The sequence below is a fragment of the Mycobacterium appelbergii genome, assembly GCF_032883035.1.
In the GTDB taxonomy this organism is placed as follows: domain Bacteria; phylum Actinomycetota; class Actinomycetes; order Mycobacteriales; family Mycobacteriaceae; genus Mycobacterium; species Mycobacterium appelbergii.
The window spans coordinates 138191-159518 of the sequence record NZ_JAMQTH010000008.1 but is presented as its reverse complement, the minus strand read 5'-3'; the positions used below and the strand labels follow the sequence as shown (position 1 = coordinate 159518).

The window sequence follows — 21328 nt, the reverse complement described above, 5'->3', positions numbered from 1 at the left end:
CGCGGCGCTTCCGCCTGGTATTGGCGTGCCACCGCGTCGTGGGCTCGCGTGCCGTCGTGTCCCGGCGTGGCGCGCACCTCGAGACGATCCGTAATCTGGCGACATGAAATCGCGCCGGAGGATGACAGGGGTGGTCGCCCTTCTGTGCGCCGCGATGCTGGTCGGCTCGGGCTGCGCCCGATTCGATGCGGCGCAGTCCGAGCCGTTCACCACCGAACCTCAGATGCAGCCGCCGCCGACCACCACGCCACCTCCCCCGCCACCGCTGCCTGCCAAACCGTTCCCCAAGGAATGTCCGGCGCCCGGGGTGATGCAGGGCTGCCTGGACAGCACCAGCGGGTTGATCATGGGACCGGACAGCCAGTCCGCGCTGGTCGCCGAACGGATGACGGGCGCGGTCAAAGAGGTGTCCGTGCGTGCCGAGCCGAAGGTGAAGACGGTCATCCCGGTCGATCCGTCCGGCGACGGCGGGCTGATGGACATCGTGCTCTCGCCGACCTACTCACAGGACCGGTTGATGTACGCCTACGTCACCACCCCGTCCGACAATCGGGTGATCCGGATCGCCGACGGCGATGTGCCCAAGCCGATCCTCACCGGGATCCCCAAGGGGGCGACCGGCAACACCGGCTCGCTGATCTTCACCAGTCCCACCACGCTGACAGTGCAGACCGGCGACGCGGGCAATCCGGCTCAGGCCTCAGATCCCGGCTCGCTGGCAGGCAAGGTACTGCGCATCGAACAGCCCACGACGGTCAACCAAGCACCGACCACCACCGCGTTGAGCGGGATGGGCGCGGGCGGCGGCATGTGCATCGATCCCTCCGACGGCTCGCTGTACATCACCGACCGGACCCCGACCGCCGACCGTCTGCAACGGATCACCAGAGATTCGAAGACCTCCACGGTGTGGACGTGGCCCGACCGGCCCGGTGTGGCCGGCTGCGCCGCGCTCGACGGCACCGTTCTGGTCAATCTGGTCAACACGAAGATGACTGTCGCGGTGCGACAGGCTCCGGACACCGGCGCTGTCACCGGCGATCCCGAGGTCATTCGGGAGAACGTCCGCGGTCATGCGTGGGCACTGCAGCTCTCCCCCGACGGCAACGTGTGGGGCGCAACGGTGAACCGTACCGCCGGCGACGCCGAGAAACTCGACGACGTCGTGTTCCCACTCTTCCCGCAGGGTGGCGGATTCCCGCGTAGCAACGCTGACAACACCTGAGCCACAACATCTTTGAGGGTCATACCGCCCCGGTACAGCCCCTGGGGCGTACCGTTCACACCCGGCCGGACCGGCCTCGGTCGGGTGGAGACAAAAGTTGTGACGAACCTAACATGAAGTACCATTGTCCGAATGCCCGAACGCCAACGCCGCAGGTACGCGCCGCGGCTACCGCGCGAGCAACGGCGCGAACAATTGCTGGACGCAGCACTGCGGGTGCTGTCCAACTGTCAGTTGCACGAGCTGAGCATGGAAGCGGTCGCCGAGGCCGCCGGAGTGGGAAAGCCGTTGCTCTACACCGTCTTTCATACGCGTGCCGAGCTTGTCACGACATTGTTGACGCGTGAGCATCAGCAGGCGATGGAACAGGTGCGCGCCGCCATACCCCACGACCTGTCCGTTGCCGGACCTACTCGCGCGTACACCGCGACGGTGTCGGCATTCCTGAATTCCGTGCTGGACAACCCCACCCGATGGCGCCTCGTTCTGACCGTGCCCGACAGCGCGCCCCGCGATTACCGCTCGGCTCTGCGCAATGCCCGCTCGGTCATCATCAATCAGGTCGAAGGTCTGGCGAAGGCGGGGCTCGCCCTGGATCCACGGCTGACCCGGCTGGATCCGATACTCGTGGGCCACACGATGCTGTCGTTCGCAGAGATGCTCGGCCGGCTCGCCGTCAACGATCCGGAAAGCTATCCGCGTGAACGCCTTGAGCAGTACGCGAACACGGCGATGACAATGTTCACCGGCTTACCCGACTGAGCCTCGCTACGCCTGCTGGCCGCAAGCGGCCAGCACCAGTTCCCGCACGCGGGCCGCATCGGCCGACCCCTTGGTCGCCTTCATGACCGCGCCGACGATCGCGCCGGCGGCCTGCACCTTGCCGCCCCGGATCTTCTCCGCCACATCAGGATTGGCCGCCAACGCCTCGTCGACCGCAGCCTGGATCACCGAATCGTCGCGAACGAGCGCCAGCCCGCGATCGGTCATCACCTGCTCGGGGTCACCTTCTCCGGCCAGCACCCCCTCGACCACTTGACGGGCAAGCTTGTTGGACAGCTTGCCCTCGTCGACGAGCTTCACCACGGTCGCAACCTGAGTGGGGGTGATCGCAAGCGCATCGAGCTCGACGCCGATCTCGTTGGCTTTCTGGACGAGGAAGTTGCCCCACCAGGCCCTGGCCTGCTCGCTGGAGGCGCCCTGGGCGACCGTGGCCGCCACCAGATCGATCGCGCCGTTGTTGACGAGGTCCCGCATCACCTCGTCGGAGATGCCCCAATCATCCTGAATACGCTTGCGCGACAACCACGGCAGCTCGGGGATCGTCTCGCGCAGCCGCTCGACGAGCTCGGTGCTGGGCGCCACCGGCTCCAGGTCCGGTTCGGGGAAATACCGGTAGTCCTCTGCTGTTTCCTTGCTGCGCCCCGACGTGGTGTGACCATCCTCGTGGAAGTGCCGCGTCTCCTGGGTCACGGTGCCGCCGGCCTGCAGCACCGCGGCCTGACGGCGCATCTCGTAGCGCACGGCCACCTCGACACTCTTGAGCGAGTTCACGTTCTTGGTCTCGGTGCGGGTGCCGAACTCGCTGGCGCCCTTCGGTTTCAGCGACAGGTTCGAGTCACAGCGCATCGAGCCCTGATCCATCCGCACATCGGAGACCCCCAGCGCACGCAGCAAATCACGCAACGCGGTCACATACGCGCGGGCGATCTCGGGCGCACGCTCGCCGGCCCCCTCGATGGGTTTGGTGACAATCTCGACGAGCGGCACGCCGGCCCGGTTGTAGTCCGCCAGTGATGTCGTCGCACCGGAGATCCGGCCGGTGTCGCTGCCCAGGTGGGTCAGCTTCCCGGTGTCCTCCTCCATGTGCGCACGCTCGATCTCCACGCGCCAGGTGGTGCCGTCGTCGAGCGGTACGTCCAGGTAACCGTTGACCGCGATCGGCTCGTCATACTGGCTGATCTGGTAGTTCTTCGGCTGGTCCGGATAGAAGTAGTTCTTCCGCGCGAAGCGGCCCCACGGGGCGATCTGGCAGTTCAGCGCCAACCCGATGCGGATCGCCGATTCGACCGCGGCCGCGTTGAGCACCGGCAGAGAACCGGGCAGGCCCAGGCACACCGGGCATACCAGGGTGTTGGGGTCGGCACCGAACTTGTTGGCGCAGCCGCAGAACATCTTGGTGGCCGTGGAGAGCTCGACGTGGACCTCCATGCCCATCACGGGATCGAACGTGGCGATGACGTCGTCGTAGTCAACGAGTTCTGCGGCGGGGGCAACGGTCATGCCTGCGATTTTAGTGTTACCCCTCCGCGAGCTTCGGATGCACACCCGGGCTCATCCCCAGGCCCGCCGACACCCGCTGGAGCAGGTCGAGAAGTGACGCACGCTCGGCGACCGTCAACACCGCGGTGATCTGCTCGTCCTGGGCCCGGCCATGCGCGTCGAGAGCGGGCAGAAGTTCACGCGCCTGCGGCGTCAGTGTCACCGCGAACGCCCGCCGGTCGCTCGGGTTCGGCTTGCGGACCACCAGGCCCTGTCCCTCCAGCTTGTCCACGACGGTGACCATCGCGTTGCGGTGGATGCCCAGCCGCTCCGAAAGCTGCCGTTGAGACTGCCCGTCCTCGGCGTGCAGCGCCATCAGTACGGCATACGTCCGGGGCCCGACTCCGTGCGGCCGCAGGCGCTGCACAAAGTCGTCGGCGAGGTAAACGCCCAGCTGGGACAGCAGAAACGGAACGCGCTGATGCAGTTCGGCGATACCTGATGTCGCGTCGGCCATGGGTTGACACTAGCCCTTCTCATGATAGTCACCTACTATGATAATCACTTCAAGTGATTAATTAGGAGGCACAGGTGAACATCGTCATCTTCGGCGCGAACGGGCAGACCGGCCGGCTGCTGACCAGGCAAGCGGTCGACGCGGGTCACCACACCGTCGCCGTCACCCGCAAGCCGGGCGATTTCCCGGTGTCGCACCCGCGGCTGACAGTCGCCGGGGCCGACGTGCGCGACGCCGCGTCCCTGCGCGGGGTGCTCGACGGTTCCGACGTCGTGTTGTCGGTGCTGGGTGTGCCGTTCGGCAGGGCGCCGATCGACACCTACTCAACCGGCGTGACCAACGTCGTCGCGGCCATGGACGAGGCGGGGGTACGCCGCCTGGCAGTGGTCAGCTCGACCGCCGTCGGCCGGTATCCCGGCCGCACGGGCGCCCCGTTCGCGCTCCAGCTCTTCGAACCCGTGATCAAGCGCACCGTAGGCAAGACCACCTACGACGACCAACGCCGGATGGAAGAGATCGTCCGGGGCAGCGACCTCGACTGGACCATCGTCCGGCCATCGGGACTCTTCGATCTGCCGTATGTCACCGATTATGTTGCCGGACAGGTTGATCCGGTCGGCGCCTTCACCTCACGCACCGACCTGGCGCACTATCTGCTGACGTTGGCCGCGGTCCCCGGCGGTCACGAGACCGTGACCATTTCGACGGTCGCCGACACTCCGACCATGTGGCAGATGATCCGTCGCGAAGCGTTCAAGAGCGCCTGATTTCCCCCGGCGAGCAGACAGTTAGGCCCCCGAAAAGGGCACCACAGGGGTACCGAAGTGTCTGCTCGCGGGGGAAATCAGCCGAAGAACTCCGCCGCGTCGTCGTAGCGGCTCTGCGGCACCAGCTTGAGTTGCCGCGTGGCGTCGGCCAGGGATACCCGGCCGATGTCCTGGCCGCGCAGCGACACCATCATCCCGTACTCACCGGCGTGGGCCGCATCGGCGGCGTTGACCCCGAACCGGGTGGCCAAGACGCGGTCGTAGGCCGTCGGTGTGCCGCCGCGCTGTACATGGCCGAGCACCGTGGTGCGCACTTCCTTCTTGATGCGCTTCTCGATCTCGATGCCGAGTTGCTGTGCGACCCCGGTGAACCGGATATGACCGAACTCGTCGATGCCGCCGTCGCGCAACTGCATTGAACCCTCGGCCGGTTTGGCGCCCTCGGCCACCACGCAGATGAAATGCGAGTCGCCACGGACGAACCGCTGTTTGATCAGTCGGCACACTTCCTCGACGTCGAACGGCTGCTCGGGGATCAACGTCATGTGCGCACCGGAGGCCAGGCCCGCGTTGAGTGCGATCCAACCCGCGTGCCGCCCCATCACCTCGACCAGCATCACCCGCTGATGCGACTCCGCGGTGCTGTGCAAGCGGTCGATGGCCTCCGTTGCGACCTGCAGAGCGGTGTCGTGGCCGAATGTGACGTCAGTACAGTCGATGTCGTTGTCGATGGTCTTGGGCACCCCGACCACCGGGACGTTCTCCTCGGACAGCCAGTGCGCTGCGGTCAGCGTGCCCTCTCCACCGATCGGGATCAGCACATCGATCCCGTTGTCCTCCAGCGTCCGCTTGATCTGATCGAGGCCCGCCCGCAGTTTGTCCGGGTTGACCCGTGCGGTGCCCAGCATCGTGCCGCCCTTGGCAAGCAACCGGTCGTTGCGGTCGTCATTCTTGAGCTGGACGCGACGATCCTCCAGCAGCCCGCGCCAGCCGTCCTGGAACCCGACGACAGACGACCCGTACCGCGCGTCGCTGGTCCGAACCACCGCCCGGATCACCGCGTTCAGGCCAGGACAGTCACCGCCACCGGTGAGTACTCCGATCCGCATGATCTATATCGCTCCTCGCGTGCGCATGAACCCCGATCTTGCCAGCTTCGTCCAGTTGCGGCGCGCCACGTGGTCAACGCGCAAACGGGGACACCAGGCCGGATTCGTAGGCGATCACCACCGCCTGCGCCCTGTCACGCAGACCGAGCTTCGAGAACACCTTGCCGACATGGGTTTTCACGGTTTCCTCGGAAATGAACAACTGGGCGGCGATCTCGCCGTTGGACAGTCCGCGGGCCAGCAGTTCCAGCACCTCGGTCTCCCGTGGGGTCAGCCGGGCGAGCTCCTCGGCCGAGCGGCGAGGCACACCGTTGCGACCCATGAGGTCGGCGATCACGCGCCGGGTGACCGACGGCGCCAGCAGCGCATCCCCGGCGTGAATGACCCGCACGGCGCGGATCAGATCCTCGGAGGGTGCGTCCTTGAGCAGGAAGCCGCTGGCACCGGCCCGCAACGCCGAGTACACGTAGTCGTCGATGTCGAAGGTGGTCAGCATGAGCACCTTGGATGTGGTGTGCGTGAGAATCTCACGCGCGGCATCCAACCCGTTCAGTTCGGGCATCCGCACGTCCATCAGCACCACGTCGGGCACCAGTGCCCGCACGCCGGTCACCGCGTCGCGCCCATTGGCCGCATCACCGAGCACGCAGATGTCGGATTGCGCGCTCAGCAGCGCGCCGAACCCCTGACGGACCATCGCCTGGTCATCGGCGATAAAGGTGGTGATCATCAGGACGTCGGTCGAATGGAGTCGGTCAGGCCGGGCACTCCGTCACGCTAGCCGGGACGAACGGCAGATACGACCACACTACGAATTCGCCGTCGTCAAAGCCATCGTGGACGGCGACCATGCCGCCGACCGCCATGGCTCGTTCACGCATGCCTGCGATACCGAGCCCGGGCACGGCAGGCTCCGAGGACTCCGGCAGGCGCCTGTTGCGGATCTCGATACCCACGCCGTCGACGGTGATGCTCACATCGGCGGCCACCGGTGATCCCGGCGCGTGCCGTGAGGCATTCGCCAGGCACTCCTGCACGATCCGGTACGCCGCCGCCCCGATCAGCTCGCCCACCAGCGCCGTCGAGCCGTCGATCTGCCACGTCAAGGGAACACCGGCCCGTTGCGTCGAGGCGAACAGCTCGGGCAGGTCGGCGATCGTCGGCGCGGGTGCCAGCAACGCCAGATCCCCGTCGCTGCGCAGCACCCCGAGCAGGCCGCGGATCTCGTTGAGTGCCTGGCGGCCGGTGGCGGCGATCGTCTCGAACTCCGCCTGCAGGCTGGACGGGACCTCCGTGTGCCGGTACGGCGCGGTCTGGGCCGACACCACGACCATCGACATGTGATGGGCAACGACGTCGTGCAGGTCGCGCGCAATCTTGGTGCGTTCCTGCAGCACCGTGCGCCGGGCCCGCTCCAGCTCGCTGACCTCCTCCAGCTCGGCGACCTGCCGCCGCGACAGCACCAACCAGCGCACCAGCAGAACCGCGAACATGATCGCCGTGATGCCGAACGCCCACCCCGCATCGGCATCCGCAGGCATTGCGATGAGGAACAACACCGTCGATGCCAGCCACACCTTGAGCACAGTCGGCAGCGAACGGGTCCACGCCACCGCGACGGTCAGCACCAGCAGTTCGATGAGGTGCACGACCTGCCACGGGTAGCTCCACGTTGGGAGCCGATCGAAGATGAGCGGGATCGCCACCGCCGACGCGGCCGAGATCGACCATCCCAGAAGCGGATTGACCAACAGAAGTAGCAGCGGGAACGCCGCGAGGGCCGCGACGATGGGCGCCAGCGGCGCCGGCACCTGGTGTGTCAGGAACAGCGTCGGCCAGGCCACCGCGTACAGGATCCCGCTGACGACCATCACCAGCCAGGCCGTCCAGCGCCCGTGCCGCAACCAATTTTTGAATCCCTTTGGCCTGTCCACAGACCAAATGCTAAGGCGGATTCCTCGCGCAGCACTCCCCCCACGGGGCGATTTGTGGACTAGCTCGACAGAGCTAGACGCCCTGTCAGAGCGCGCTCGGCAGCGGCCCGCGTGCGGCTTCGTATGCCGCACCCACCCGGTAGAGGCGATCGTCGGCCAACGCCGGGGCCATGATCTGCAGGCCGACCGGCAACCCGTCGTCGGGCGAGAGTCCCGACGGCACTGACATACCGCAGTGACCGGCCAGGTTCAGCGGCAATGTGCACAGGTCGAACAGGTACATCGCCAGCGGGTCGTCGACCTTCTCCCCCAGTGCGAACGCGGTGGTCGGCGTGGCAGGCGACACCAGCACGTCGACGTTCTCATAGGCGCGATCCAGATCGCGGGCGATCAGGGTACGCACCTTCTGCGCCTGGTTGTAGTAAGCGTCGTAGTATCCGGCGGACAACGCATAGGTGCCGATCATGATGCGGCGCTTGACTTCCGGGCCGAATCCGGCGGCGCGCGTCAGTGCCATCACTTCCTCGGCGCTGTGCGTGCCGTCGTCCCCGACGCGCAGACCGAAACGCATCGCGTCGAAACGCGCAAGGTTGCTCGATACCTCCGACGGGAGGATCAGGTAGTAGGCCGCCATCGCGTGGTCGAAATTCGGGCAGTCCACCTCGGTGACATCGGCCCCGAGTGCGGTGAGCTGCTCGACGGCCGTGTTGAACGAGTCCAACACCCCGGGCTGGTAGCCCTCGCCGCGCAGCTGCTTGACCACACCGACCCGCACACCCTTGAGATCGCCCTCGGCACCTGCGCGGGCCGCACCCACCACATCGGGCACCGCGGCGTCCACGGAGGTGGAATCGCGTGGGTCGTGTCCGGCGATCACCTGATGCAGTAGGGCCGTGTCGAGCACGGTGCGCGCACACGGACCGCCCTGATCGAGCGACGATGCACACGCGATCAGCCCGTACCGGCTCACCGTGCCGTAGGTCGGTTTGACGCCGACAGTCGCGGTCAGCGCGGCAGGCTGGCGGATCGAGCCCCCGGTGTCCGAGCCCATCGCCAGAGGCGCCTGGTAGGCCGCCAGCGCGGCCGCACTGCCACCGCCTGATCCGCCGGGCACCCGTTCGGTGTTCCACGGATTGCGGGTCGGCCCGTATGCCGAGTTCTCCGTCGAGCTGCCCATGGCGAATTCGTCCATGTTGGTCTTGCCGAGGATCGGGATTCCGGCCGCCCGCAGCTTCGCGGTGACGGTCGAGTCGTACGGCGAGCGCCAGCCCTCCAGGATCTTCGATCCGCAGGTGGTCGGCATGTCGGTGGTGGTGAACACGTCCTTGAGCGCCAGCGGCACCCCGGCCAGCGGTGAGGGCAGTCGCTCACCGGCGGCGACGGCAGCGTCGATCCGGGCGGCCTCGGCGAGCGCGGCCTCACCCGCCACGTGCAAGAACGCGTGGAAGCGATCGTCTGTCGCACCGATCTGATCCAGGTGTGCCTGGGTGACCTCGGTCGAGGACACTTCCTTGGCTGCGATCTGGGCGCCGAGGGTGGCCGCATCGCGGCGGATCAACTCGCTCATTCGGCCTCTCCCAGGATCCGCGGCACCGCGAACCGCCCGTCAACCGAATTCGGCGCCGCGGCCAGCGCTTCCTCCTGGCTCAGGCACGGCGCAACGATGTCAGGCCTGCTGACATTGACGTCTTTCAGTGGGTTGTCCGTCGGTTCGACACCGGTCACGTCGACAGACTGAATCTGGCCGACGTGGCCAAGGATGGCGTCCAGCTGGCCCGCGAAACTGTCCAGCTCGTTATCTGTCAGGGCCAACCTGGCCAGACGCGCCAGGTGGGCAACCTCATCTCGGGAGATTTGCGACACGACAAAGCAGCCTAGTCAAGGCACCAAATCGGGGATCTCGGCGGGCAGGAGCGAAGCGACCGGGGAATCGATACGGCGGTACACCCGCACTGCCCACGGACCGATCCTGTGCAACAGTGTTGCGCGTGCCTTCGTATCTGTTGCGCGTCCAGTTGGAGGATCGGCCGGGCAGCCTCGGCTCCCTCGCGGTGGCGCTCGGCACGGTGGGCGCGGACATCCTCTCCCTCGACGTCGTGGAACGCGGTACGGGTTACGCGATCGACGATCTTGTCGTCGACCTGCCCGCCGGAGCCATGCCGGACACCCTGATCACCGCGGCCGAAAACCTGTCGGGTGTCTACGTCGACAGCATCCGGCCGCACACCGGCCTGCTGGAAGCGCACCGGGAACTCGAGCTGGTCGACCACATCGCCGCCGCCGGTTCGAAGGCCGCCCGGTTGCAGGTGCTTGCCGAGGAAGCTCCGCGCGTGCTGCGGGTCGGCTGGTGCACCGTGGTCCGTTCCACCGATGCCGGCGCCCAACGGCTGGCAGGCAGTTACGGTGCGCCCGAAACGCAGGCCGAGTCGGCGCCGTGGCTACCGCTGGAAACCGCTGTGGCGCTAGACGCCACCGCGGAATGGGTACCCACGGTGTGGCGCGATATGGGGACCGCGCTGGCGGCGGCGCCGTTGGGTGCACACGACACGGCGGTCATGCTCGGCCGACCCGGTGGTCCACTGTTCCGGCCCTCGGAGGTCGCACGATTGGGCTACTTGGCCGGGATCGTGGCGACCCTGCTGCGCTGAGCCCGCGTCACTCCCGGTTCTCGCCGTGCGCGTTGGCGTTGTCCAACAGAATCTTCAACCGATCCAGCGGGTCCCCCCTGCCGACCCCCAGCTGCTGACCCGGGGCACGGCCGCCTCCTGCACTGGGCAGCCGGTCCGGGCTGATCGGATTGAGCACATCGGGGCCGCCGCCCTCAGGGCCGACGATCGGGTTGTCACCGCCGGCGGACGTCGGTGGCGCAGGCATGTTCGGGCCCGGGCCGGGCGTCATCGTGGGTTCCGGCGCTTGCGCCGATGGCATGTTCGGCCCGGGGCCGGGAGGCGGAGCAGCGCCGGGGGTCTGTCCGGCACCCGCACCGTCCGAGGCCTCACCCGGCTCGCCCGGCGAGGGCGACGGCGCCGCACCTGGCGATTCACCCTGCGACGGTGCACCATCCGGGGACTCACCGCCCTCCGACCGAGAGGCATCCGGGGACGGCGACGGGGCCCCTCCTCCCAAACCGGGCAGCGGTGGGCCCGATGTCGGGGTCAGTGAGGTCGGCGGAGGCGGCGGGGTGAACGGAGGCGGCGGAGGGGGCGACGGCGCGGGCGGCCGACGCAGATTCCGCAGCTTCTCCTCAAGGCGGGGCAACGCCTCGGCGCGGATCGCCGAGCGGTCGGCATTGGCGTCGTCGTTGCCTTCGAAGCACTGCCCGGGTGCTTCGGTCACCACCGCGATCGCGGTGGTGTACCACTTTTCGGCCGCTTCCTTGTCGTTGCCTCGGGTTGCGATGTCACCCAGGGTTTCCTGCACGAGCTCAAGGTTCACCCGGACCGGACACGATGCGGCGGCATCTGTGCGCGACAGCGATTCTCGAAAGCGGGATTCGGCATCGGTCAACCGACCTTCGAGAACCATCAGATCACCGCCGGCGAACGAGGTTTTGGTCGGGTCGATCACGTTGAAGGTCTCCAGGATCGAGATGTCGTCGCGTAGCGCGGCGATGTCGTGGCGATCGAAGTCCGTCGCCGCCCAGTTCCCCGCCACCACGACGCTGATCATCTTCACCGCAGCCGCGAGCAACACGATGATCAGCGGCGCGGAGAACAGGTACAGGCGCCGCCGCAAGCGCAGCCGCGATGGCCCCGACCGGTACCACGCCATCACCCGTCGCGCCACCTCGCCGACTGCCGCGCCGGGAGCCTTCCTCAGCATCATGACGCCATGTCCTTGCGCGACATGCGGTTCCGCCGGAATTCACGAATCGTCAGGGCGATCTCGACGAGCACGAGGATCGCAGCCAGCAGGGTGAACACCCAGTACAGCTCCTGGCGTTCGACGAATTTCGAGGCCTTCAGCGCGTCCGCTTCGTCGGACGCCTCGGTGCTCAGATCCACCGCAGGCAGTGCTGCCGTGATCGACTGGCCGGCTTCCCGATGAAAGTAGGGAACATCGAGATCCGTGGCGATCTGCTTCAGCTTCGCCTCGTCGAGGGTGGAGTTCATCGGCGCCCCGGTCGCCGGGTCGCTCTGGTACACCTTGGCGCCGCCCATCCAGCCCTGCGGGATCGGTCCACCGGCGGGGGTGCCGTAACCCATCACCGCCCCGCCGGTCACGGCGCCGTCGGGAAGGTCGAAGGACCCCGATGCCGCGCGGCTCCCCCCGTCGCCGGTACCCAGATAGAAGACCAGGCTCTTGGAGCCCGGGAAGCGTGCGGCGGCGTCTTCGAGTTGTTTTGCCAGCACACTTTTCGCCGCGATCGGATCGGCCTGGTACATCGCGTCCGGCGCCACCAACGTGTACGGCGACAGCCCGTGCATCATCGATTCCAGGCTCCACGCATCGTCGGAAAGCGGCCAGTCCGTCGCGGCACTGGATGCGAACGAGATCACGCCGAATCTGGCGCGTGGATACTCGTTGATCAATGAGGCGACGTCAGCGCGGATTCCGGCCATCCGTGATTCCCGGTCGCCGAAGTCCTCCACCCGCGCATTGACCGATCGGTCGACCACGAAGAAAACGTTCAGGTTGGGATCCACCGCCAGCGCCCCCTTGGGCTGTTCCGACGGACTGTTGTCGTCCAGATCGAATCCGGGCCGTGTCGCGGCGAACACGAGCATCAACACGGCCAGCGTAAGCCCGGCCCAACGGAGGACGACCGTGCGATATTGGCCGGTGCCGGTGCGGACCAGTACGCGATAGAGCGCGACCATGCGGATCGCGATCAATGCGATGGCCACGACGATCAACAGCACCGGGGCGGTTACCGGGTCGAATGTCATCGGCGCAGCACCGCCAAGGACACGCAGAGCAGGATCGCCGCTGCGACCGCGGCGATGAGTGCGGACTGCGGTGCATCCCAGGACTGACTGGTCACCGATCGTCCGCTCGGCAGCACGACCTCGGGTGGGTTGTCCCGGAATTCGTCGAGGATCCGGTTCAAGGTGGAGTCGGCACCGGCATCCGTTTGCGCAGTACCCGCCGGGTTGTACAACGAGAATCTGCCACCGGTGGATTCGGCGATGGACTGCAGCCTGTTGTTGGCCTCCGGTGAGCTCTCGGCGACGTCGGATCGCGAGATGACATTGACCTGGACACCCGCGGCGATCGCCAGGTCTTTGATCGCCTGCTCGGTGTAGAGCGCGGCGCGCTGCTCGGTCGGTGACCGGAATGCGCTGTACCCGATGTAAGTCAACGATCTCCGGTGCGTGCTCTTACCTTCAAACGAGGGAAAGCCGGTCAGGCACAGCGCCAGGATGTCCTCGACGCTCGGCGCATAGTCCACGTAGGTGATCGGCTGGGCGAACTTCTCGATTCCCACCTGCAGTTCCGCGCGGTCGGCCTCCGACACCGGCCGGTTGGTGTCCAGATCCTGTTGAATCCGGGCCATTTTTGCGAAGTACTCGAACTGATCCGCGGCATAGTCGTGGTCACGGGTCAACGGAACGACCCGAAGGCTAGAGGAGGTCAACCCGATTCGCTGAGTGTCGAATGACCTGGCCTGCTGTGCGTAATAGTCCAGGAAGTTCGCGGTGCTCGGGTCGGTGACCGGCTCGCCCACACACAGCATGATGTCCTCGGGATGTTCGGTTTCGAATTCCTTGGTGGTGGTCGACATTCCGACGGGGCGTGCGCTCGCGATGAGGGCAGCGGCGAACGTGGTCAACAGCAGTACGCCGGTGATGATCACGGCAAGAAAGTAGAGCCGGTATACCCGCACGTACTCGGGCAGCCGCGTCAACCGGTCCACGTGCGCCAAGGGCCGAAGCACGCGCTGCACCTTGGCCATCGGCAGCAACGAGGCCGCCGCGACACAGATCGCCAGGACGATCAGGCCGCCGAGAATGATCGGCCACCACTTCAGTGCCATGACCGGATCAACTCCTCTGCGGACCGCCCGAGTGCGACCATGTCGTTTCGGCCGCCACGGTTGAACTGAACGTCGTTGAGCGCGTTCAACAACGGTCCGACCCCGGCCAGTTCGCCCTCGGCGAGATCGCCGACATGCAGGTACTGTGCCCGCACCCCGGTGGCCACGAAGATGAAGCTGCGCAGGACGCGACTGATTCCGGCGCCGGCGTGTGCAGCCGAAAGCGTGCCTGCCAGGTACTGCTGATTAGTCCGCATCACCGACCTGGCGAACCGGTGTCGCACGAACCAACTGTGCAGGTTGCGGATCACCGGAATGGTTCGCAACCGGGCCGGTGACATCGTCCAGATGAAAACGCCTGCACACCAACCGATGACCAGTCCGATCAGCAGCAACCCGGTCCAGATCCACCAGGGTGAGAAGGGCAACGGGCCGCCGATGAACCGCAGCAGGTCATCGACGGGCATCGCTGTAAACCTCGCTGATCTCGACGATGCGGTCGCGGATCTCCGCACTGTTGGCGATCCGGGCGAAGCAGACCTCGTGCGAGGTGAGGAAGCTGTCCAGTTGAGCGGCGCGGGCCTGCTCAGCGGCCCGGTAGGCAGCCACGACCCGAGGCCCGAGGGTGGCGCCGTTGAGGACGAAACGGCCCGTTGCCACGTCGAATCCGTCGTGCTCACCCTCATCCGCGCCGACCGCAGGCATGTCTGTGACCATCAGCCAGATCAGTTCATGTTGCCCGACAATCTGTTTGAGCGCCTCGTCGAGGCGTGGAGTGACGTCGGGCTCATCCGACACCACGATCAGCAACAGCCGCCGGCGGTGGGCGCGCGCGACATACTCCAGTTGACCGACGATGTCGGAGGCGCCGACATCGCCCGCGGTATGCCCGTAGTAGTGCTCAAGCATGCTCTCGATGTGGGTCTCTCCGCGCCGGTTGCGGATATTGGCCGATCCCCTCGAGTCCCCGTAGACCATGCCGACCTCATCGCTGCGGCCCGTCGCGATCAGTCCGATCGCACCCATGGCGTTCGTGGCGACTTCCCGTTTCACCTCACCGGTCGGAGTCAGCGCCGTCATGTTGCGCCCCGCATCGGCTACCAGCAGGATCTTGTGATGGCGTTCGGAGACGAACCGCTTGATCAGTACGGAACCGGCCCGTGCGGTGGCTTTCCAGTCGATGTCACGGACGTCGTCACCGGGGACATAGGGCCGCAGATCGTCGAGTTCGAGCGTCCTGGTGTGCAGCAGCGAGTATCTGCCACCCTCCAGCAGACCCCTGGCGTCGGTACCGAAATACTGTTTGGCGCGGTTGAGGTACTTGCCCATATCGGCTCAGGGCACTCGAACTGACTGCAGCACCGCGTCAATGATGGTTTCGGATGTGACATTGAGCCGGGCGGCTTCGAATCCCAGAATCAGTCGGTGCCGCAGTACCCGGTGCGCCAACTTCTTGATGTCGTCGGGGAGCACATGGTTGCGTCCCTGCAGCACGGCAACGGCACGTGCTGCCTTGGAAAACGCGATCGTGGCCCGCGGGCTGGCGCCGTACTGCACCAGCTTGGCCAGTTGGGGCGGTAGGAACTGTTGCGGGTTGCGGGTCACATGAATCAACTGGGTGGCGTAGTGCACCAGCACCGGATCCAGGTGGACATTACGGACCACGTTCTGTAGCCGCCGCATATCCTCCAGGGCAACAACCGGTTTCGGCTTGTCCTGGCGGTCGTAGACGCCGGCGTCGATCCGGAAGATGACTTCGGCCTCCTCCTGCGGCGTGGGGTACCGAAGCACCTCCTTGAGCATGAACCTGTCGGTCTGTGCTTCCGAGAGCGGGTACGTCCCCTCCTGGTCGACGGGGTTCTGGGTGGCGATGACGACGAAAGGCTCAGGAATCGGGTAGAGCTTGCCTGCGATGGTGGTCTGTCGTTCCTCCATCGCTTCCAGCATTGCGCTCTGGGTCTTTGCGCTGGAGCGGTTGATTTCGTCGAGGAGGACGATGTTGGTGTGCACAGGGCCCAGTTGGGTGACGAACTGGCCTGACGACGAGTCGTAGATCTGCGTGCCGATGATGTCACTGGGCAACAGGTCCGGTGTGCACTGAATGCGTTGGAAGCCACCCGAAATCGAATCGGCGATCACCCGCGCCGCCGTCGTCTTCGCGAGGCCGGGAACACTTTCCAGCAGGATGTGGCCGCCGGTGAGCAAACCGATCAACAGGGACTCGCGGAGATTCTCCTGTCCGACAACCTTGCTGGAGAAGACCTGCGATATCGCGTTGACGATGCGATGGGCGCCCTCCATCTCGTGCTGGTTGGGCTGAACACGCGCGGCTGTCGTCATGCACTCACTCTCGGTACGTGGGTCACCGCGCCGTATGTGCGGCGCGGGGTGAGGCTCAACTCCACGCGATCGTCGGAGGAGTTTGGTTGAGGTCGGCGTCTCCGTAGATCGTGGCCGTATCGCTTCCGGTGACACGTGCGCCGTCGCGGCCCTGCACCGAATAGCCGAAGCTGCCTGACATCGTGACGCGGGCCGACATCGAATAGTCCGAGAACGTGATCTGGGCGTCGTCGGCGTTGGGTGCCTGCCACTCGACCGTGCCGTCAACCGCGCCGTACTCGAAGAGATGCTGCGGGCACCCCGGAGGTGACAGCGCCCGCGACCGTGCGCACTCGTCCAACCGGCCTTTGACACTCGCCACGATCGCTGCGTGCGCAGAATCGCTCAGGTCGAACTTGGGCGTCGTGGAAAGCCCCGAATATCCCGTCAGCGAATCCAACAGAATCGGCTTACCGTCCACCGACAGGTTCTTGTTGTTCGAACCCCATTCCACGTAGCCGGGAAACACGTAGGCCACCGACTTTCCCACCGGCTTTCCGAAGGCCGTCATCGTGCCGGCCGCCTTGTTGGTGCCCTGGCGCGAGAAATCCAGGCGCACCGCAGCGGAATCGAGCTTCCACTTGTTGCCCGCCTTCTTCATCATGAAGGTGGTATCCGATACCTGATCACCGAAGTTCGCGGTCACGTGCACCTGCGCGTAACCGATGCCGTTGGACGAATCGTCGCCCAGAATTCGGATGTTGGAGATCGGCATCTTTTCGATCTGCGACTTGAGGATTTCGTCGGTGAGCAGTTCCTTCGACGCCGGCTGGTCCGAGCCGAAACTCAATGCCTCCTCCGCATCGCCCTTGGCGAGCGCCTCAAGGTAGCCCTGCACCGTCGCGCCCGCGGAGTCACTGGATCCCCCGCCCTCGCCACGACCGGCCAACGCGAACACCGCGATCAACACGATCACCAGCAGCACCGCCGCGCCGGCGCCGATGGTGACGAACAGCGCCTTGCGATTACGCCGCGGACCGCCGGGAGGCGGGGCACCGCCGCCGAACTGCGGGCCGAATGGGGGTGGTGGCTGCTGCGGCCAGCCCGGTTGGCCCTGCTGCCCCCATTCCGGAGGTTGTTGCTGGTGGGGCGGTCCCCAGGTGGGCGGTTGTTGCGGCGCAGGCTGGGATGCGCCCCAGCCGCCGGGCGGATTGGTACCCCCCTGGCCGCCCGGGTTGCCGATAGGGCTGGGACCGCCGTAGCCCTCGCCGCCTGGCCAATTCGTCACAGCAGAACTCCCAACCGTGGTTCGCGGCCCACCGGCAAACCCCCACTTCTCGCCACCCGATTTCAGCGCACAGAAGAGCCTCGGACGCTCCGTCGCTTCGAGGCATTCTAACCAGCGATTGCGCCTTGCGGTGACACCAATTTGTCACACCCGAGGATCGGCGGAGATATCGCGGGAGGCGCATCTCAGCAACGTCATCGCGATGGCGCCCCATCGAGGCCCGACACCAGAAAGCGCCGGGTCCGCGACCGCTACCTGCTGTTACCGTGTAGTCATCTGTCCAGCGATCCACAGATCGACCGGTCGCACCAACACCACACGAAAGGCTTTGCGTGGGAACGCTGCTGATTGTGCTCGCGGTAATACTGCTGATCGCGGCGGTGGTGGTCTTCATCATCGCGTTGCGTCGGCCTCGCAAAACCGATGCGCCCGCCGCGCGCCAAGATCCGCTCAGGTTCGCCGAGATGCCGACCTTCGGTCCGCGTCAATTGGGGCCGGGGGCCATCGTCAGCCACGGCGGAATCGATTATGTGGTGCGCGGATCGGTCACGCTGAGTGAGGGACCGTTCGTATGGTGGGAGCACCTTTTGGAAGGTGGTTCCGGTGACCCGGTCTGGTTCAGCGTCGAGGAAGACGAGGGCAGGCTCGAGCTGGCGATGTGGAATCGCCGTCAGGGATTGACGCTGCAACCGGGCGGCGACCACACCCTCGACGACGTGCTGTACCGCGAAACCGAGCGCGGCCATGCCTCGTACACCACCGAAGGCACCACCGGGCTGCCGCCTGCCGGCGACATGGCCTATGTCGACTACGCCAATTCCGATGAGACGGCGTACCTGGGGTTCGAACAGTGGGGGCCCAACATGGCCTGGGAGGTGTCGGTCGGTCGCACGGTGCTCCCGGGTGAGCTCACGGTGTACCCCGCCCCGCCCGCGACCGCGTAGGTATTCGGTGCCCCTGTTCGAACTCGCCGTATCGCCGGCCGACGTGTCCGGTGCGGCACTGCGCCTGGCGCTCAATGCGCCGGCACCGCCGCCGCTGGCCAGCTGCAGCCTCCAGCACCCGCACGGCGGCGTGCTGACCCTCGGGGTTCTCGGCGCCTCACACGTCATCACCGTCGATCACGCGGAAGGCCGCTTCTCCGAAGAGATTTCCTGCACCGTGCAACCCGGGGGCACCGACCTTCCCGAACGTGCCGACCACCCCGGATACCGCCTGCGGTCGCAGACCACCGGACTCGATGACGCCGAATTCCGGACGCTGGCCGCAGAGCTGCGGGAACGCTGCGCCACCGAGCCGGACTGGTTCGGAGGTGCGTTCCCCGGTGACGACGCCGCACTGACCGTGCTTGCCGCCCGGCCGTACAGCTCCGGATGGCGTTGGCGCACTTGGCATCTGTATCCCCACACCGGTGGTGGAACGGTGGTCAGGACGACGAGCAGGTGGCAGCCGTGACCCGCAACCAATACTTCCTGCTGGCAGGGGCGCTGGCCGTCGGCGGAGTCCTGTTTCTGCTCATCGGGATATCCCAGCTGGCCAACGTGCGCTCTTACGTCGCCAAGAACTACACGGAATACTCCTCCGATGCGCGCGGCACCCGCTACGTCTGCAACGGACCACCGTCGGCGGTGGCCGACAAACTGGTCGCCGAGAAGGCGCCCGACGCGCGCGCCACCGATCGTGGCATCGAATATCTGCGCTATGACGACTACATCGTCACCGTGGGCGCGGACAGCCCCCGGCCCTGCAGCATCAAGATCGAGGACCTCGCCGCGGGCTACAGCGGAGGTTCCTACATCTTCCTGGGGCCCGGCTTCACCCCGGGATCACCTGCCGGTGGCTCTGGCGGCAGTCCCGGCGGCCCGGGCGGCGACGCAAAGTGACATGTCAAAGGAGACGACTCAGATGACCGAGACAACGCAATACCTGGCAATCGAGTTCGGCAACATCAGCCCCGACCACCTCGCCCAGAACGTGGTGGCCTCCGTGCTCTATTTCGGGGTCGGTATCGCGGTGCTGGTCGTGGGATTTCTGATGGTCGATGTGCTCACCCCCGGTGATCTGCGTCGCCTGGTGTTCGTCGAGCATCGCCCGAATGCCGTCGCGGTCGCGTCCGCGATGTATGCGGCAGTGGCCGCGGTGGTGATCACCGCGATCGTCGCGAGTTCGGACTCGTTGGGGCAGGGCCTGATCGATGCCGCGGTCTACGGTCTCATCGGTGTCGTGCTGCAGGGCATCGCGCTGGTGATACTGGAGATGGTGGTACCGGGACGATTCCGGGACCTCATCACCGCCGAGACCCTGCACCCCGCGGCGATCGCCACCGCCGTCGCACTGCTGGCCGTGGGAGGGGTCAACGCAGCCGCGCTGTCATGACGGCGGCCGACACCACGTCTGAGTACACGACACGCTGGCGGGCCCTACTACTCGCCGCCGTCGCTGCGTGCGCGGCCTGCGGAATCGTTTACGAACTGGCACTGCTGACCCTCTCGACCAGCTTGCACGGCGGCGGGATCGTCGCCACTTCATTGATCGTGGCCGGATACGTCGCCGCCCTGGGTGCCGGCGCCCTGCTGATCAAACCGCTGCTGGGACGGGCAGCCATCACTTTCATCGCCGTCGAGACGGTGCTGGGGATCATCGGCGGCCTGTCAGCGGCGGCGCTGTATGTGACGTTTGCCTTCATCGGTGGTTCGCTGTGGGTGCTGGTCATCGGGACGGCCCTGATCGGCGCCCTGGTGGGCGCCGAGGTTCCGTTGCTGATGACGCTGCTACAGCGGGGCCGCACAGCCGGTGCGGCCGATGCGGGCCGTGTGCTGGCCAACCTCAACGCCGCGGACTACCTGGGCGCACTCGTCGGTGGCCTGTTGTGGCCCTTTCTGCTGCTGCCCCAGCTCGGCATGATCCGGGGCGCGGCGGCCACCGGTGTCATCAACCTCGTTGCCGCTGCAGTGGTTTCGCTGTTCCTGCTGCGCAAAATCGTCAGTGGTCGGGAGCTGACCACGGCGCTGTGCGTGCTGGCCGGCGCGCTCGGGCTGCTGGTCACGCTCCTGATTGTCGCCGACGACGTCGAGACGACCACCCGCCAACGGCTCTACGCCGATCCGATCGTCGCTTATGAACGGTCGCCCTACCAGGAGATCGTGGTGACCCGCCGCGGCACCGATACCCGGCTGTATCTCGATGGGGCACTGCAGTTCTCCACCCGCGACGAGTTCCGCTACACAGAAAGTCTGGTGTATCCGGCGCTGGGCGAGGGCGCACACTCTGTGCTGATTCTCGGCGGCGGTGACGGCCTGGCCGCCCGGGAACTGCTGCGGCAGCCCGCAATCGACAACATCGTTCAGGTCGAGTTGGACCCGGCAGTCGTTGAGCTGGCTCGCACGACGCTGCGCGACATCAACAACGACTCACTCGACGATCCACGCGTGCAGGTTGTGGTCGACGACGCGATGACATGGTTGCGACGGCCCGAGGCGGTGCCTGCGGGTGGTTTCGACGCGGTCATCGTCGATCTGCCCGACCCCGACACCCCGGTGCTCGGGCGGCTGTATTCGACCGAATTCTATGCGCTGGTCACGCGCGCACTGGCCCCCGATGGACTGATGGTGGTACAGGCCGGTAGCCCGTTCTCCACGCTGAACGCGTTCTGGCGCAACGTTTCCACCATCGAATCCGCCGGATTCGCCGTCACTCCGTACCACGTGCATGTGCCGACGTTCGGCGACTGGGGTTTCGCGCTGGCCCGCCGCGGGGCGACGCCTCCGACTCCGACGCTGCCGTCCGACACTCCCCCGCTGCGGTTTCTCGATCAACAGGTGCTAGACGCGGCGACAGTGTTCTCCCCCGATATCGGACCACGCCCGATGACACCCTCGACACTGACCCATCCGCTCATCGTGGAAGACATGCGGCTGGGTTACCGCTGAC

The 21328-nt window shown here is 66.2% G+C and carries 23 protein-coding genes; 9 read left to right on the top strand and 14 right to left on the bottom strand.

Annotated elements, in window-relative coordinates; translation table 11 throughout:
• The first annotated feature begins 103 nt into the window (after positions 1-103).
• Positions 104-1225: a PQQ-dependent sugar dehydrogenase gene (locus M1247_RS19670; protein ID WP_317158065.1), complete on the top strand. Its 1122-nt coding sequence runs from the start codon at positions 104-106 to the stop codon at positions 1223-1225.
• Between the two features lie 132 nt (positions 1226-1357).
• Positions 1358-1987, top strand: coding sequence for a TetR/AcrR family transcriptional regulator (locus M1247_RS19665; RefSeq protein ID WP_317158064.1), 630 nt, complete (start codon positions 1358-1360; stop codon positions 1985-1987).
• Between the two features lie 6 nt (positions 1988-1993).
• On the opposite strand, the gene gatB is transcribed toward M1247_RS19665, so the two are convergent.
• Together gatB and M1247_RS19655 are read right to left on the bottom strand one after the other, a co-directional pair.
• Complete coding sequence (gene gatB, locus M1247_RS19660) at positions 1994-3508, bottom strand: Asp-tRNA(Asn)/Glu-tRNA(Gln) amidotransferase subunit GatB (protein ID WP_317158063.1); 1515 nt, start codon at positions 3506-3508, stop codon at positions 1994-1996.
• A gap of 16 nt (positions 3509-3524) precedes the next feature.
• The gene (locus M1247_RS19655) at positions 3525-4004 is read right to left on the bottom strand and encodes a MarR family winged helix-turn-helix transcriptional regulator (RefSeq protein ID WP_317158062.1); all 480 of its coding nucleotides are present in this window, start codon (positions 4002-4004) and stop codon (positions 3525-3527) included.
• Between the two features lie 74 nt (positions 4005-4078).
• On the opposite strand from M1247_RS19655, the gene M1247_RS19650 reads away from it, so the two are divergent.
• Positions 4079-4771 (top strand): NAD(P)-dependent oxidoreductase, encoded by a 693-nt coding sequence (locus M1247_RS19650; protein ID WP_317158061.1) that lies wholly within the window; start codon positions 4079-4081, stop codon positions 4769-4771.
• A gap of 77 nt (positions 4772-4848) precedes the next feature.
• On the opposite strand, the gene M1247_RS19645 is transcribed toward M1247_RS19650, so the two are convergent.
• The 5 genes from M1247_RS19645 to gatC all read right to left on the bottom strand — a co-directional run bounded on the left by M1247_RS19645 (position 4849) and on the right by gatC (position 9677).
• A complete protein-coding gene (locus tag M1247_RS19645; protein WP_317158060.1) occupies positions 4849-5880 on the bottom strand; it encodes an ATP-dependent 6-phosphofructokinase in 1032 nt (343 codons plus the stop codon).
• A 73-nt stretch (positions 5881-5953) separates the two neighbouring features.
• Positions 5954-6613: a response regulator gene (locus M1247_RS19640; protein WP_317158275.1), complete on the bottom strand. Its 660-nt coding sequence runs from the start codon at positions 6611-6613 to the stop codon at positions 5954-5956.
• A gap of 22 nt (positions 6614-6635) precedes the next feature.
• A complete protein-coding gene (locus tag M1247_RS19635) occupies positions 6636-7814 on the bottom strand; it encodes a sensor histidine kinase (RefSeq protein ID WP_317158059.1) in 1179 nt (392 codons plus the stop codon).
• 85 nt (positions 7815-7899) lie between these two features.
• Positions 7900-9381 carry an Asp-tRNA(Asn)/Glu-tRNA(Gln) amidotransferase subunit GatA gene (gene gatA, locus M1247_RS19630; protein ID WP_317158058.1) on the bottom strand — a complete coding sequence of 494 codons (1482 nt, stop codon included), beginning with the start codon at positions 9379-9381 and terminating at the stop codon, positions 7900-7902.
• Entirely contained in the window at positions 9378-9677 is a 300-nt protein-coding gene (gatC, locus tag M1247_RS19625) for an Asp-tRNA(Asn)/Glu-tRNA(Gln) amidotransferase subunit GatC (protein ID WP_317158057.1), read from the bottom strand. The genes gatA and gatC overlap by 4 nt, the downstream gene beginning before the upstream one ends.
• A 116-nt stretch (positions 9678-9793) precedes the next feature.
• Here gatC and M1247_RS19620 point away from each other — a divergent pair, with 116 nt between their 5' ends.
• Positions 9794-10462 (top strand): ACT domain-containing protein, encoded by a 669-nt coding sequence (locus M1247_RS19620; protein ID WP_458695239.1) that lies wholly within the window; start codon positions 9794-9796, stop codon positions 10460-10462.
• A 7-nt stretch (positions 10463-10469) separates the two neighbouring features.
• On the opposite strand, the gene M1247_RS19615 is transcribed toward M1247_RS19620, so the two are convergent.
• Genes M1247_RS19615 through M1247_RS19585 form a run of 7 tightly spaced genes read right to left on the bottom strand, consistent with a single transcriptional unit; the run spans position 10470 to position 17398 of the window.
• Positions 10470-11639 carry a hypothetical protein gene (locus tag M1247_RS19615; RefSeq protein WP_317158055.1) on the bottom strand — a complete coding sequence of 390 codons (1170 nt, stop codon included), beginning with the start codon at positions 11637-11639 and terminating at the stop codon, positions 10470-10472.
• Positions 11636-12703: a vWA domain-containing protein gene (locus tag M1247_RS19610; protein WP_317158054.1), complete on the bottom strand. Its 1068-nt coding sequence runs from the start codon at positions 12701-12703 to the stop codon at positions 11636-11638. Before M1247_RS19610 ends, M1247_RS19615 begins: the two co-directional genes overlap by 4 nt.
• Entirely contained in the window at positions 12700-13791 is a 1092-nt protein-coding gene (locus M1247_RS19605) for a hypothetical protein (protein WP_317158053.1), read from the bottom strand. Before M1247_RS19605 ends, M1247_RS19610 begins: the two co-directional genes overlap by 4 nt.
• Complete coding sequence (locus M1247_RS19600; protein WP_317158052.1) at positions 13782-14258, bottom strand: hypothetical protein; 477 nt, start codon at positions 14256-14258, stop codon at positions 13782-13784. The genes M1247_RS19605 and M1247_RS19600 overlap by 10 nt, the downstream gene beginning before the upstream one ends.
• Positions 14245-15120, bottom strand: coding sequence for a DUF58 domain-containing protein (locus M1247_RS19595; protein WP_317158051.1), 876 nt, complete (start codon positions 15118-15120; stop codon positions 14245-14247). The genes M1247_RS19600 and M1247_RS19595 overlap by 14 nt, the downstream gene beginning before the upstream one ends.
• 6 nt (positions 15121-15126) lie before the next feature.
• Positions 15127-16131 carry an AAA family ATPase gene (locus M1247_RS19590; protein ID WP_317158050.1) on the bottom strand — a complete coding sequence of 335 codons (1005 nt, stop codon included), beginning with the start codon at positions 16129-16131 and terminating at the stop codon, positions 15127-15129.
• A 55-nt stretch (positions 16132-16186) separates the two neighbouring features.
• The gene (locus M1247_RS19585) at positions 16187-17398 is read right to left on the bottom strand and encodes a hypothetical protein (protein WP_317158049.1); all 1212 of its coding nucleotides are present in this window, start codon (positions 17396-17398) and stop codon (positions 16187-16189) included.
• Between the two features lie 332 nt (positions 17399-17730).
• Here M1247_RS19585 and M1247_RS19580 point away from each other — a divergent pair, with 332 nt between their 5' ends.
• Genes M1247_RS19580 through M1247_RS19560 form a run of 5 tightly spaced genes read left to right on the top strand, consistent with a single transcriptional unit; the run spans position 17731 to position 21327 of the window.
• Positions 17731-18342, top strand: a complete 612-nt coding sequence (locus M1247_RS19580; RefSeq protein WP_317158048.1) for a DUF4178 domain-containing protein — start codon at positions 17731-17733, stop codon at positions 18340-18342.
• A 7-nt stretch (positions 18343-18349) separates the two neighbouring features.
• On the top strand, positions 18350-18853 hold the full coding sequence (locus M1247_RS19575; protein ID WP_317158047.1) for a DUF2617 family protein: 504 nt from the start codon (positions 18350-18352) through the stop codon (positions 18851-18853).
• Positions 18850-19281 carry a DUF4247 domain-containing protein gene (locus M1247_RS19570; protein WP_317158046.1) on the top strand — a complete coding sequence of 144 codons (432 nt, stop codon included), beginning with the start codon at positions 18850-18852 and terminating at the stop codon, positions 19279-19281. Before M1247_RS19575 ends, M1247_RS19570 begins: the two co-directional genes overlap by 4 nt.
• A 22-nt stretch (positions 19282-19303) precedes the next feature.
• Complete coding sequence (locus tag M1247_RS19565; protein WP_317158045.1) at positions 19304-19774, top strand: DUF350 domain-containing protein; 471 nt, start codon at positions 19304-19306, stop codon at positions 19772-19774.
• Positions 19771-21327 (top strand): polyamine aminopropyltransferase, encoded by a 1557-nt coding sequence (locus M1247_RS19560; RefSeq protein WP_317158044.1) that lies wholly within the window; start codon positions 19771-19773, stop codon positions 21325-21327. Before M1247_RS19565 ends, M1247_RS19560 begins: the two co-directional genes overlap by 4 nt.
• The last annotated feature ends 1 nt before the right edge of the window (position 21328 follow it).